This is a genomic window from Actinoplanes lutulentus (assembly GCF_003259845.1).
GTDB lineage: Bacteria > Actinomycetota > Actinomycetes > Mycobacteriales > Micromonosporaceae > Actinoplanes > Actinoplanes lutulentus.
In genome coordinates, this window is the sequence record NZ_QLMJ01000023.1 from 26,045 (window position 1) to 39,086 (window position 13,042).

The window sequence follows — 13,042 nt, forward strand, 5'->3', positions numbered from 1 at the left end:
GCAGGATGGGGGCACCGCTTCCCCCCAACTGCCCGAGGACTATCCATGCGTCTGCTCCGCGACCTGTGGGCCACAAGCCGAAGTCGCACCGCGCTCGTCGCGTTCCTGATCGTCCTAGGCGCGGCAGGCGGCGCGATAGCGCTCGCGTTAGCCGGCCCGGTGCTGGTCGACCGTTCCTGGAGCCTTTTCACGGTCCTGGTGGTCGCCCTCGTCGCCGGGGTGCTCAGCGATGTCTTCGTCGGCCTGGTGGTGGCCCGATTGACCGCCGACTGGGCGGCCCGCGTCCGTCGCGGCCTCAACCGGGTCGCGTTCGGCCAGGACCTGCCCACCCTGGAGAACACCCCGGTCGGTGAGCTGCTCGACCGCATCGACTCCGACGTCTATCAGGTCAGCTCCGAGCTGCGCGGCAGCGGCGTGCGGCTCGCGCAGTCCCTCGCGGTGGCCTTCCTCTCGATCATCACGACGTTCTTCGTCTGGTGGCCCGCCGCGGTCGCCATGATCGTCGTGTCGGTCCTGCTCTTCGTCGTCATGAACAAACCGGTCCAGCGCATCTCCCCGCTCCGCATCGCCGAGGAGGAGGCCTGGTCCGACCTGGCGTCGGTGGTCGAGGAGGCGGTGCACGGGCAGGACGACGTGCGGACCAGTCTGGCCGCGCCCTACGTGATGCGGCTCTACGCCCAGCGATCGGCCGAGGTGCTGCGCCGTGGCCGCCGGGTCTGGCGCTCCTCCTCACGGATCACGATGGGCGCCGGTGCGATCACGCGTACCCTGATCGCGGTTTTGGTTGTCGCCGGGGCCTGGGCGCTCATGGCGGGACAGATCGACGCGGCGCGACTCACCGGGGTCTGGCTCTTGGCGCTCGGATTCGGCGGCACGCTCGAGCACGTCACCCGCATGGTCCCCGAGTTGCAGAACGCGCTCGGCGCCTGGAGCCGCGTGCAGATGCTCGGCCAGGTCAAGCAGGAGCCGACCGAGGGCGTCGACCCGACCGACGGCGACCTCGAGGTCCGCGGCCTGACGTTCCACTACAACACCGACCGCCCGCCGGCCTTGAAGAACATCACGATCAAATTCAAGAGAGGCCGTTCGTACGCGTTGATCGGCCGGACCGGTTCCGGCAAGTCGACTCTCGCCAAGCTGCTCACCAGGGCCGTCGACGTCCCGCGTGGCACGGTGTTCCTCGGCGGCGTCGACGTGAACGACATCGGGGTCGAGGGCCTGCGCCGCTGGACCGCGATCGTGCCGCAGCGCACCGAGATCCTGGCCGGCACGCTCGCCGAGAACATCGCGCTGTTCGACCCGGAGCTTCTGGGCACGGCGAAGAACGCGATCGACGAACTCGGCCTCACCAGCTGGGTGGCGGGTCTGCCGGACGGCATCGGCACCCGGCTCGGGGAGAACGGCTACAAGCTCTCCGCCGGGCAGGAACAGCTGGTGGCGTTCGCCCGGATCCTGGTCCGCGACCCGCACGTGGTGATCCTCGACGAGGCCACCGCCCGGATGGACCCGGTCACCGAGGCCTGGGTGCAACGCGCCACCGACCGGCTGCTCCAAGGCCGGATCGGCGTGATCGTGGCACACCGGCTCTCCAGCGTGCAGCGCTGCGACGAGGTGATCGTGCTCGCCGACGGCGAGGTTCTGGAACAGGGTCCGCTGAGCGAGTCACGGCGGTTCGCCGAACTGATGGCGAGCAGCAACCTGGTGGTCGCAGCCCCGGCACCGGTCGGCGGCGGCCTGCTGACCGAGAACGAGGAGCACGACTGGGACACCGCCGCGCGGGAGGAACTCGGCCAGGACTCGCTCGCCGGGCCGCTGCCCAGCGTCGAACCCCCGCCGCTGCCCGCACCGCCGCGCGCCCGCACCATGCGGGAGATCGTCCGCCTCGCGTCCAACGACAAACGGTACGGTCTCGGCGCGGTCAGCCTGTTCGTGTTCCTGGTGCTGCTCGGGCTGGACGGCGCGGTCCTGCCGCTGCTCTGGGCGAACGTGGTCGACGGCCAGGGCAATCCGCTGTACCCGGCGATCGGCATCGCGGCGGCGCTGCTCGCACTGATCCCGACGCTGTACTTCACCGGCGCCTGGTTCCCGGAGTGGTGGGTCCGGCAGATGCTGCGGATCAGCCTGCGGCTCATGCGGGGCCAGGTCGGCCCGCGCCGGGTCAGCAAGTACACCCCGGCCGAGGTGGTCGCGCAGGGCGGTGACACCGAGCGCGTCGTGATGCTCGCCGACAACCTGATCGACAACGGCGTCGCGGTGCTCACCGTGGTGGCGATGACGCTGACCTCGCAGTCGGCGGTGCCGGCCGGCCTGTTCGTCGGCACGATGGTGCTGTCCGGCCTGGCCGCGACGCTGTTCGGGCCCCGGCTGGAGCAGGCGGCCCGGCGTACCGTGGCGGCCCGCGCGGCGTTCGCCACGTCGCTGGTGTCGTCGCTGTCGGCGGCGCGCACGGTGAAACTCGCCGGCGCGACCGAGCCGGTCCTGACGCATCTCGCGGATCTCGACGGGGTCCGCAGCGAGCTGCAACGACGGGAGATCGCGATCCAGGTCTGGGCGCGTTCGACCCCGTCGGTCGCGAGCGGGCTGCTGCCCATCGCGGCGTGGTACCTGTACCTGAACGGCCAGCTCAGCCCGGCGGCCACCCTGATCGCGGTGGCGACCCTCGGGTCGGCGCGGTGGTTCGCGTGGACGATCGCGTCGCTGGTCTCGCACTTCCCGTCAGCGAAGGTGTGGACCCGTCGCACGGTCGAGATGGCCGGCGTCTCCGAGTACTCCTCGTCGGTGCCGGGAGTGGACATCTCCGCCGGGACGGCGCCCGCGCCGCCTTCGGCGCCCCGGAACCCGCTGCGCTCACTGCACCTGCATCAGTTCAGCGCGGTGCACGAGAACGGCGCCCTCGGGGTGCGCGACATCGAGCTCACCGTCGAACGAGGAGAACTCGTCCTCGTGGTGGGCCCGGTCGGCTCCGGCAAGTCATCGCTGCTGCGAGCACTCGCCGGCATCGTGCACCACACCGGTGACCTGCGCTGGAACGGCGAACCGGTCCGCGAACCGGAGATGTTCCTGCGGCCCAACCAGGTGGGTTACGTCGCCCAGCTGCCCCGGGTGCTGTCCGGGACGGTGGCCGACAACATCCAGCTCGGACACGAGGTGGACGCGGCCGACGCGGTGTCGGTCGCCCAGCTGGAACACGACCTGAGCGCGGTCGGCGGCGGCCTGCACCTGCTCATCGGGCACAAGGGCACCCGGCTCTCCGGGGGCCAGCTGCAACGGCTGGCCCTGGCCCGGGCTCTCGCGCCCCGCACCGAGCTGCTGATCGCCGACGACGTCTCGTCCGCCCTGGACGTGACGACGGAGCTGGAGCTGTGGCGGGCCCTGCGCTCGCACGGCGTGACCGTGGTCGGCTCAACCTCGAAACGGGCGGCGCTGGCACAGGCCGACCGGGTGGTCGTGCTGATCGGCGGCCAGGCCGAGGCACAGGGAACGTGGCAGGAGCTGGAATCACAGTGGGGCCACCTGGCCGGTTAGGGTCCCGCGCTGTTGTGGCGGGGTCCGCGGTGGTCAGCGGACCTGGGCTTTGAGCTGGGTGACGACGGTGGTGACGGTGTCGGCCGGGATGGCGAAGCCCAGGCCGACACTGCCGGTGCTATCGCCCGAGGTCGCGATCGCGACGTTGATGCCGACCACCCGGCCGGACGTGTCGACCAGGGCGCCGCCGGAGTTGCCCTGGTTGATCGCGGCATCGGTCTGCAGCAGGCCGGACAGTTTCTCCTCCCCGGTGTCCAGGCTGCGGTCGAGCGCCGACACGATGCCCGACGTCACGGTGCCCTCCAGGCCGAGCGGCGCCCCGAAGGCCAGCACGGTGTCACCGACCGCGACCGTATCGTCGGTGGCGAACGTGACCGGCGTCAGCCCGGACAGCCCGGTCGCCTGCACGAGTGCGAGGTCGTGAGTAGCGTCGGCCGCGACCACCTGGGCCGGCACGGTCTGCCCGGTGGAGAGCCGCACGCTGACGGTGCCGTCCGACTCGATCACGTGATTGTTCGTCAGGATCAGGCCGTCGGCGCTGAGCACCACCCCGGAACCGAGCGACGACGACTGGTTGCTGTCGACGAGGACCGTGACGACACTCGGCTGCACCTGCGCCACGATCGGGGCGAGGTCGGTGCCCTCGGTGATCGTCGCGACATCCCCGGCCACCGCGACCGACGTGCTGCTGTTGAGGTGCTCCTCCATGAAGTACGCCCCGGCGCTGCCGCCACCGGCGACCAGAACCAGAACCGCAGCGCCACCGGCGACCCGCTTCTTCCACCGCGGATCCCGCGGCGGCTTGATCATCATCGGCGGGATGTGAGTCGGCGGCGGGGTCACCAGGAAGGCGGGCTGCTCGTCGATGGCGGCGGGGCGCGTCAGCAGATCGGTCATGGGAAAAACGATGCGCCGCCACGTTGGGGTCTGCCGATGAGCGCTCTGTGACTTCGCTGTGTGCGCCGCGTCGCCCTTCCGGGTGTTTTCCCCCGCTGGCGGTAGCCCTTCCGGGTGGCTCCTGCCAACCGACCGGACAGTCCCGGCGCGCCGCCGCTGACGCACGCCACGGACCTCTAAGGTCTGCCGCGTGTCCCCCACGAACACCACGCGAACGGTAGTCGAACGCCGCCCCTTCGGCCCCACGATCACCGAGCCCGCAGCCGCCCTGCGTACAGCACTCCCCCAGCTGACTCCCCGATTCTCCACAGCGCGTGACGCGGATGACTCCGATCCGCTCGACGCCGGCGCGGAGGAGCAGTGAAGCGTGCCTGCCTGCTCCTCGTGACCGCGGCTCTGCCGGTCCTGGCCGGATGCGGGACTGCTCCGGGCGTACCCGAATGGAAGAACGCAGCGCCGCAGGCCGCTCCGCCCAGCCCGGCCACGACGTCGATCGCGCCTTCTGAGGCGCCGTCCGAGGTGCCATCTCCGGTTCCTTCCTATTCCGTCTCTGTCGCTGCCACCGTCTCGGTCTCGCCCACGCCGCCACGGGTGGCGACCTGGCCGTCGCCCACGCCGTCCGCCGGTTTCGTCGCCGCGGTGCAGGGCCGGCTGCCCGAGGTCGCGCTCGACCGGCGACCGGAAGAGATCACCGAGCTCGGCGATCAGGCCTGTCAGGGACTCGCCGCCGGCAAGCGGCGGCCCACTGTCGCGAAAAACCTCCTGGAGTACGGCTTGAGCGGTGCCGACGCTCGTGAGCTGGTGTCGCTGGCCAGCTCTCATCTCTGCCGAGCCTAATTTCGCGGCCTTCCGACGTCATCGGCCCAGGGTCGTCATACCTGGGTCGGTCTCGGGATCTTCTCTGGCCGGCTTTGGGGTCGGCCGAAAGTGGCAGAGGTCCACAGGAATCGGAGACTTCCGTCAGATGTACCTGACAGCCGTTCCCGCGACGCTGGATACATCAGCGCGAACGGCTCGAATGGGGAGGCAACGATGTCCGCACGAGGAATGCTCAGCGTGGTCGGCACCGCCGTCGGCGGCCTGATCGGCTGGAACGACCGAACCCCGCCCGCGGACGCTGCCACTCTGCGCGCGCTCTTCGCCGACATGGGCGTCATGATCGGGCCGGACGAGGCGCAGCTGACCGAGGCGGTGCGCTACTTCCAGACCCGGACCGGCCTGGACGCGGACGGTGAAGCCGGCCCGGAGACCGTTCACCTGCTGGTCCGCTATGCCGCCGAGGCTCGGGAGACACACCGGTTCCAGGCAGCCTGACGGGTGATTCCGGCGGGCCGCGTTCCGCCGATACGGTCTTCAGGACTATGACGAACGAACTGGTCACCTATTACGACGACGCAACCGGCGAACGCTTCGGGCTCACCGCCCCGGAGCTCGGCACCTGGGTCGCCGCTACCGCTGACCTGCTGATCAACGAGTGCGGGTTGCGTCGTGGCAGCCGGGCCGGGGTGCTGTTGCCGCCGCATTGGCAGACCGCAGCGGTGCTGCTGGGAGCGTGGGCGGCCGGGATCGAGGTGTCGTTCCGCGGGTGGGCGACGGCTGGTCTCTCCGGGTTTTCCGCTGAGGCCGGGATTGCTGCTGAGGCCGGGATTGCTGCTGAGGCCGGGATTGCTGCTGGCGGAGGGCACTCGACCGGTTCCGGGCATGCGCCTGACGCGGGAGCTGCGCTTGACGTGACGTTTGTGGAGCGGCGGCGCGTCGGCAGCTGGCTTGACGAGGTGCCGGCGGCGCCGCATCAGTTCGTGCTGGGTCTCGCGCCGGTCGGTGCGGCGCGCGAAGGCGACGTCAGCTTCGCGTCCGAGAGGCACCACGGTTCGCGGGCCGAGGGTCATCGCGATCTGCCGCCTGACGGCTATCACCATCTGCCGCCCGACGGTTATCGCATTTTGCCGCCTGACGGTCATCGCGATCTGCCGCCTGACGGTCATCGTCATCTGCCGCCTGAGGGTTATCGGGATTTTCTGGCGGCTGCCCGGGCGCACCTCGGCGCGCCGCCACCGGTTGTCAGCGGTGTGGCTCAGGGGATGGCGACGGTCGACGGGACCACGTTCGGCGAGTACGGCGCGGTCGCCGCGGAGGTCGCCCGCTCGCGCGGCATCACCGCCGGCGATCGGGTGCTGATCGACACCTCCTCGGTGGAGGAGCCGCTCATCTGGCTGATGGCTCCCCTGACCGCAGGGGCATCGATCGTCCTCTGCGCGAACCTCGACCACTCCCGACTCGACCAGCGCATCCTCGCCGAACGCGTCACGCGTGTCCTCTGAACGGTTGTTCCACTGTAGATCGACTTCCCGTACCGTCCGGCGCATGGAGGTTTTCGATCAACTTGCCGAGAAGTACCAGGGCGAACACAGCCACAACCCGTTCCAGGCCGCGCTGACCGAACGCATCAGCGGCCTGCTCCCCGCCGGCGCCTCGGTGCTCGACCTGGGCTGCGGTACTGGCGTACCCACCGCGAAGACCCTGACCGAATCCGATCACCGGGTGGTCGGTGTCGACATCTCCGAGGGAATGCTGCGGCACGCCCGTGAACAGGTCCCGGCCGCCGAGTTCGTCCACGCGAACTTCGCCGAGCTGCCCGCGGACTTCGGCACGTTCGACGCGGTGACCGCGTTCTTCTCCCTGCTGATGCTGAGCAAGGCCCAGATCGAGTCGACCCTGGAGAAGGTGACGGGCTGGCTGACGCCGGGCGGTTACCTGGGCATCGGCATGGTCAACTTCGACGCCGACAGCATTCCGGTGGAGTTCCTGGGTGTCCCGGTGACCGTTTCCGGTTACCTGCAGGCCGACCTGGCGGCGCTGCTGGAACGCAAGGGTTTCACGGTGGTCAGCATCGAGACCGTCGAGTTCACCCCGCAGGGTGGTCCTGCCGAGAGCCAGATCTACGCCCTGGCACAGCTCCCGGCCTGACCTGTCACCGGCGACACCGCCGCCAGATCTTGAGCGATTATCTACATCCTGGTGTACACATCGCTCAAGATCTGGTGGCGACCCCGCCCAACCCGCCTCCCGGCCGCCGACCAGGCAGAACAGCCAGCGCCGAGCAGCCAACGCCGGGCGACAATGCGCCGAGCGGCCATGCGCCGAGCGAACGGGCGCCGAGCGAACGGGCGATCGAACCCGCCGAGCAAACCCGCCGAGCGAACGGGCCGAGCGAACCGGCGCCGGGCCACCTCACTGGTCGAAGTCGATCACCACTTTCGGGGAGACGGCTCGGGCCTGGCAGGTGAGGACGAAACCCGCGGCCACCTCGGCGGCGTCGAGGGCGAAGTTGCGGCGCATCGTCACCTCGCCGTCGACCACGCGAGCCCGGCAGGTGCCGCACACCCCGCCCTTGCAGGCGAACGGCATGTCGGGCCGGGACCGCTGCAACCCGTCGAGCAGCGCCACACCGTCCTCGACGCCGACAGTGGAGGATCGCCCGTCCAGCACGACGGTGACCTCACTGCCCGCGTCACCCTCACGGGCCGGAGCGACCCGCACCGGCTCGGGGGGCGCCTCGTCGACCCAGAACAGTTCGCGGTGGATGCGGGCCGGCTCGACACCGGACTCCCCCAGCGTCTCGGTCGCGGCGGTGACCATCCCGAACGGGCCGCACAACCACCAGTGGTCCACCGCCGGCACGTCGACCAGCAGTGGCAGCAGCGCCCGCAACCGGCCGGCGTCGAGACGGCCGCTGAAGAGCTCGACCTCCCGCATCTCCCGGGAGAGCACGTGCACGATCTGCAGGCGATCCGGAAACGCGTCCTTCAGGTCGGCCAGCTCCTCGGCGAACATGACCGTTTCCGATCGCCTGTTGCCGTAGAGCAGAACCACCTCGGCGCCGGGTTCGCGCAGCAGGGAGGCCGCGATCGACAGCACCGGGGTGATGCCGGAACCCGCGGCGATCAGCACATGCCGCCCGCCCGCGGCGAGGTCCGGTGTGAAGCTGCCCGCCGGTGGCGCCACCTCCACCAGGTCGCCGGGGCGCAGGTCGCGGACGATCCACTGCGAGATCAGCCCGCCGGGCACTTCCCGGACCCCGATCCGGGGTGCGGCGCCGGCCGGGGAACAGATCGAGTACGTCCGCCGTTCGTCGTCGCCGCCGCTGCGCCGCACGGTCAGCGACTGCCCCGGCCGGAAATCGAAGAGGCCCGCGACATCGTCGGGCACCGCGAACGTCACCGCGACCGCGTCCGCACAGAGCCGGTCGACCGCCCCGACCCGCAGCGCGTGAAACTCATGTCCCGCCACGTCAGCCCACCCACATCAACATCAAAGGTCCAAGCACGTCAGATCTCCTTCATGTGCTCGAACGGCTCCCGGCACACGGGGCATCGCCGCAGCTCACGGCACGCGGTCGCGCCGAACGGGGTGACCACCTCGGTCACCGCGCTGCCGCACCGGGGGCAGCCGACCGCCACCGGCCGGGCGACGAGGGCGAGGGGAACCGGCCCCGCGGCCCGGCGCGGCGCCGGCCCCGGCGGGGCGATGCCCGCTTCCGCGAGCTTGCGGCGCCCGGATTCGCTGATCCAGTCGGTGGTCCAGGCAGGGGCGAGGACGGTACGCACATCCACCCGCCCGAATCCCGCCCGCCGCAGTGAAGCCCGGATGTCGTCCCGGATGCTCTCCATCGCCGGACAGCCGGAGTAGGTCGGGGTCACGGTGACCACCACCGTGTCCTCGTCCTGCCGGACCTCGCGCACGACCCCGAGCTCGGCAAGCGTGACCATCGGCAGCTCCGGATCAACGACCGACCCGACGACCCGAGCCGCCGTGCTCGCCATCTGATCGGCCGCGTTCACCACACACCACCGGGCACAGCGCGAGCCACACTCTGCATCTCCCGCAGAATCTCGTCGAGTTCCGGCCCGTGCACACCATCACGCCCGGCGCCCTCCCCCGAGGCCGCCACTGGAGGACCCGGGAGAACGGGATCGAGGGTCGCCGCCTCCAGTACCTGGGCCATGACCCCGTCGAACTCGGCACGCAGCGAGACCGGCTCGACGGCGACACCCGCGACGGCCAGACGAGCCTCCACCGGATGCGTCGCGAAGAGCTCACCGGTCAGCGGCAGCAGCTCCGCCATCGCAGCCGCCATCCGCGAGTGGGACAACGCCGTCCCGTCACCGAGCCGGACCACCCATTGGGCGGCGTAGTCGCGGTGGTAGGTCAGCTCCTTCACACCCTTGGCGGCGATCGCGGCCAGCATCGGATCACGCGAGGAGGCCAGCCGGTCGAACGCCGCCAGCCGCCACGTGACCATCACCAGCAACCGGCCCACCAGGCAGGCGAAGTCGGCATCGGACCGCTCGGCCAGGCGTACGTTGCGGAACTCCGCGGCATCCCGCCCGAACGCCAGGACGTCTTCCACCGCGGCGAGCGACGAGGCACCCGACGCCACCCCGGCCCGGCTCAGCAGCAGCCGGGCCTGCCCGAGCAGATCCAGCGCGATGTTGGCGAGGGCCAGCTCGTCCTCCAGTTCCGGCGCCCGCGTCACCCACTCCTGCAAGCGGTGCGACAGGATCAGCGCGTCATCGCCCAGCATCAGGCAGTACAGCGAGAGGTCGGCGCCGTCCACATCGGCCGGCACCGACGACGGCACCGAGGCGAGCGGATCGGAGAACCCCGTTCCGTACGCCCACCGGGCATCATCGTCGTGATCGGTCAGCGCCGAGTACGCGTCGTCAAAGGCCATCGGATCCCACCTCAGATGTGCGGCACGGTCGAAGGGATCGTGTAGTGCGTCGGGTGCCGGTACACCTTGTCGGCGCTCGGCTCGAAGAACGACGGCTTCTCCGCCGGGTCGGACGCCGCGACCTGGTCGGAGCGCACCACCCAGATGCTGACCCCTTCGTTGCGCCGGGTGTAGAGATCACGCGCGTGGTGCAGCGCCATCTCGTGGTCGGCGGCCCGCAGCGAGCCCACGTGCACGTGGTTTAGCCCGCGCTTGGCGCGCACGAAAACCTCGAAGAGCGGCCACTCGTGCCGGGTCATCGGGCCACCTCCAGGTTTTTCGCCGCGTGGGCCGCAGCTGCTTCCCGCACCCAGGCGCCGTCGGTGTCGGCCTGCCGCCGGCGGGCGATCCGCTGCTCGTTCATCGCCCCGCCGCCGGAGATCACCCGTCGCAGCTCGTCCCAGTCCGGCTGACCGAAGTCGTAGTGGTCGCGGGAGGCGTTCCACGCAAGCTCCGGATCGGGCAGCGTGACACCGAGCTCGGCCGCCTGCGGGACACTCATGTCGACGAAGCGCTGGCGCAGCTCGTCGTTGGTGTGGCGCTTGATCTTCCAGGCCATCGACTGTGCGGTGTTCGGCGAGTCGGCGTCCGGCGGGCCGAACATCATCAGCGACGGCCACCACCAGCGGTCCACCGCGTCCTGCACCATGTCGCGTTGCGCGGCGGTGCCGCTCATCATGGTCAGCAGCAGTTCGTACCCCTGGCGCTGGTGGAACGACTCCTCCTTGCAGATCCGGATCATCGCCCGCGCGTAGGGCCCGTAGGAGCTGCGGCAGAGCGGCACCTGGTTGCAGATGGCAGCGCCGTCAACGAGCCAGCCGATCACGCCGACGTCGGCGAACGACAGCGTCGGGTAGTTGAAGATCGACGAGTATTTCTGCCGGCCCTCGATGAGCCGCTGGGTCAGGTCGCCGCGGTCGGCGCCGAGCGTCTCGGCCGCCGAGTAGAGGTAGAGCCCGTGGCCGGCCTCGTCCTGCACCTTGGCGAGCAGGATCGCCTTGCGGCGCAGCGTCGGCGCCCGGGTGATCCACTCGCCTTCCGGCTGCATGCCGATGATCTCGGAGTGGGCGTGCTGGGCGATCTGCCGGATCATCGTGGAGCGATAACGCTCCGGCATCTCGTCAGCCGGCTCGATCCGCTGATCACGGGCGATGGCCTGATCGAAGAGAGCAAAATCGGTCATGAGTGGCGCCGCGACTGGAGCGTGAAGAACCGGCCGGCCACGAACCAGTCGTCGGTCAGCGCCGCCGTCGCCGCCGGGTTGGCCCCGGTGCCGTGCAGGTCGCTAAACGCGGCCGTCTGGTTCACGAAGACCCCGCCGGTCAGGTTCTCCGACAGGTGCACGCCGGCGTCCAGCGCCGCTTCCCGAGCCGCGTCGATCACCTCGGCCGAGGTCGAGTGCACGAGGGCCGAGAGCGCGCCGTGCGCCCGGACCGTCTCGGTGAAGATCCGCAGACTGTCGGCGGTCGACTCCGTGGTGATCAGGAACGAGACCGGCCCGAACCACTCCCGGGTGTAGGTCTTCTCGTCGGCGGCGTCGACACCGGCCACCAACGGCGTCCGGATGAGCGCCGTCGCAAAGGCAGGATCAGCGACGACAGCAGACGGATGGATCACGCCCGGCAGACCGGAAGCCTCCGTGACGCGGGACAGCACCCCGTCGTTGACGATCGCCCCAAGCGTCCCGGCCGCCCGCGCGGGGTCGCCGAGCAGCTTGTCGAGAGCCGCGGCGAGGTCACTGCCGAACTCCGCGACACTGCGATGACCGGCATCCGTCTCGATCCCGTCGCGGGGCACCAGGATGTTCTGCGGCGTCGTACACATCTGGCCGCTGTAGAGCGAGAGTGAGAAAGCCAGATTGCGCAGCAGTCCGCGGTAGTCGGCGGTGGAGTCGACGATCACCGTGTTGAGGCCGGCCTTCTCCGTGTAGACGACGGCCTGGCGCGCGTTCGCCTCCAGCCAGTCGCCGAACTCGCTGGACCCGGTGAAGTCGACGATCCGCACGTCGGGGTGGGTGGCGAGGGTCGCGGCGATGCCGTCGCCGGGCTCCTCGGCGGCGAGGGTGACCACGTTCGGGTCGATGCCGGCCTCGGTGAGCACCTCGCGGGCGATCCGCACGGTGATGGCGAGCGGCAGGACCGCGCCGGGATGCGGTTTCACGATCACCGGGTTGCCGGTGACCAGGCTGGCGAAGAGGCCGGGGTAACTGTTCCAGGTGGGGAACGTGGTGCAGCCGATCACGACCGACACGCCACGGCCGACGACCGTCGCGGTCTTCTCCAGCGTGAGCGGGTCGCCGCCGCGCTGCGGTTTGGCCCAGGACGAGCGGGCCGGGAGACGGGTGGTGGCGGCCAGGGCGTAGGCCACCGCCTCGAGACCTCGGTCCTGCGCGTGCGCGCCGCCGGCCTGGAACGCCATGACGAACGCCTGGCCGGTGGTGTGCTGCACGGCGTGGGCCATCTCGAAGGAGGCGGCGTTGATCCGGCGCAGAATCTCGGCGGCCACACCGGCCCGGCCCTCGGGCCCGGCGGCGCGCCAGCCGGGCGCGGCAGCGCGGGCGGCGGCGATCAGCGCGAGCGGATCGGCGCGCGGGTAGCTGACGGCCAGTTCCAGGCCGTAGGGCGAGCGCTCGGTCGTGACGGTGCCGGTGGCGCCCGGGACGTCGATCGGGAACGGCTTGCCGAGCAGCGCGGTGAACGCGCGCTCACCGGCCGGGGCGGCCTCCTCGCCGTAGACCGACTTGCTGGGCGACTCGGGGAAGGCCGACCAGTAGTCCCGCGCGACGGTCGCCTCGACAGCGCGCGTCAGAAGATCGCGATGGGTCTCGTAGAGCTCAGCAGGATTCAC

At 70.4% G+C, this 13,042-nt stretch carries 13 protein-coding genes; 6 read left to right on the forward strand and 7 right to left on the reverse strand.

All coding sequences use genetic code 11. The annotated features are described in order from the left end of the window. The first annotated feature begins 45 nt into the window (after positions 1-45). On the forward strand, positions 46-3,525 hold the full coding sequence (locus tag B0I29_RS37510) for an ABC transporter ATP-binding protein/permease (protein WP_111653924.1): 3,480 nt from the start codon (positions 46-48) through the stop codon (positions 3,523-3,525). A gap of 33 nt (positions 3,526-3,558) precedes the next feature. Here B0I29_RS37510 and B0I29_RS37515 read toward each other — a convergent pair whose 3' ends face one another. Beyond that, complete coding sequence (locus B0I29_RS37515; protein ID WP_111653925.1) at positions 3,559-4,422, reverse strand: S1C family serine protease; 864 nt, start codon at positions 4,420-4,422, stop codon at positions 3,559-3,561. Between the two features lie 190 nt (positions 4,423-4,612). Between B0I29_RS37515 and B0I29_RS46115 the strand changes: the two genes are divergently transcribed. From B0I29_RS46115 to B0I29_RS37535, 5 genes are all read left to right on the forward strand, one after another. After that, positions 4,613-4,786, forward strand: a complete 174-nt coding sequence (locus B0I29_RS46115; RefSeq protein ID WP_181558176.1) for a hypothetical protein — start codon at positions 4,613-4,615, stop codon at positions 4,784-4,786. Then, positions 4,783-5,259 carry a DUF732 domain-containing protein gene (locus B0I29_RS37520; RefSeq protein ID WP_111653926.1) on the forward strand — a complete coding sequence of 159 codons (477 nt, stop codon included), beginning with the start codon at positions 4,783-4,785 and terminating at the stop codon, positions 5,257-5,259. Before B0I29_RS46115 ends, B0I29_RS37520 begins: the two co-directional genes overlap by 4 nt. A gap of 195 nt (positions 5,260-5,454) precedes the next feature. Then, on the forward strand, positions 5,455-5,736 hold the full coding sequence (locus B0I29_RS37525) for a peptidoglycan-binding protein (RefSeq protein WP_111653927.1): 282 nt from the start codon (positions 5,455-5,457) through the stop codon (positions 5,734-5,736). Between the two features lie 47 nt (positions 5,737-5,783). Beyond that, positions 5,784-6,743, forward strand: a complete 960-nt coding sequence (locus tag B0I29_RS46120; RefSeq protein WP_181558177.1) for a TIGR03089 family protein — start codon at positions 5,784-5,786, stop codon at positions 6,741-6,743. A 43-nt stretch (positions 6,744-6,786) separates the two neighbouring features. Beyond that, positions 6,787-7,389 (forward strand): class I SAM-dependent methyltransferase, encoded by a 603-nt coding sequence (locus B0I29_RS37535; RefSeq protein ID WP_111653928.1) that lies wholly within the window; start codon positions 6,787-6,789, stop codon positions 7,387-7,389. Positions 7,390-7,653: 264 nt separating this feature from the next. Here B0I29_RS37535 and paaE read toward each other — a convergent pair whose 3' ends face one another. Genes paaE through paaN form a run of 6 tightly spaced genes read right to left on the reverse strand, consistent with a single transcriptional unit; the run spans position 7,654 to position 13,042 of the window. Then, complete coding sequence (gene paaE / locus B0I29_RS37540) at positions 7,654-8,712, reverse strand: 1,2-phenylacetyl-CoA epoxidase subunit PaaE (protein WP_111653929.1); 1,059 nt, start codon at positions 8,710-8,712, stop codon at positions 7,654-7,656. A gap of 38 nt (positions 8,713-8,750) precedes the next feature. Continuing rightward, positions 8,751-9,245 (reverse strand): 1,2-phenylacetyl-CoA epoxidase subunit PaaD, encoded by a 495-nt coding sequence (paaD, locus tag B0I29_RS37545; protein WP_111654055.1) that lies wholly within the window; start codon positions 9,243-9,245, stop codon positions 8,751-8,753. Between the two features lie 14 nt (positions 9,246-9,259). Next, entirely contained in the window at positions 9,260-10,156 is an 897-nt protein-coding gene (paaC, locus tag B0I29_RS37550) for a 1,2-phenylacetyl-CoA epoxidase subunit PaaC (protein WP_111653930.1), read from the reverse strand. 11 nt (positions 10,157-10,167) lie between these two features. Next, the gene (gene paaB, locus B0I29_RS37555; RefSeq protein WP_111653931.1) at positions 10,168-10,455 is read right to left on the reverse strand and encodes a 1,2-phenylacetyl-CoA epoxidase subunit PaaB; all 288 of its coding nucleotides are present in this window, start codon (positions 10,453-10,455) and stop codon (positions 10,168-10,170) included. Continuing rightward, positions 10,452-11,378 (reverse strand): 1,2-phenylacetyl-CoA epoxidase subunit PaaA, encoded by a 927-nt coding sequence (paaA, locus tag B0I29_RS37560; protein WP_111653932.1) that lies wholly within the window; start codon positions 11,376-11,378, stop codon positions 10,452-10,454. The genes paaB and paaA overlap by 4 nt, the downstream gene beginning before the upstream one ends. Further along, on the reverse strand, positions 11,375-13,042 hold the full coding sequence (gene paaN / locus B0I29_RS37565; RefSeq protein WP_220091545.1) for a phenylacetic acid degradation protein PaaN: 1,668 nt from the start codon (positions 13,040-13,042) through the stop codon (positions 11,375-11,377). The genes paaA and paaN overlap by 4 nt, the downstream gene beginning before the upstream one ends.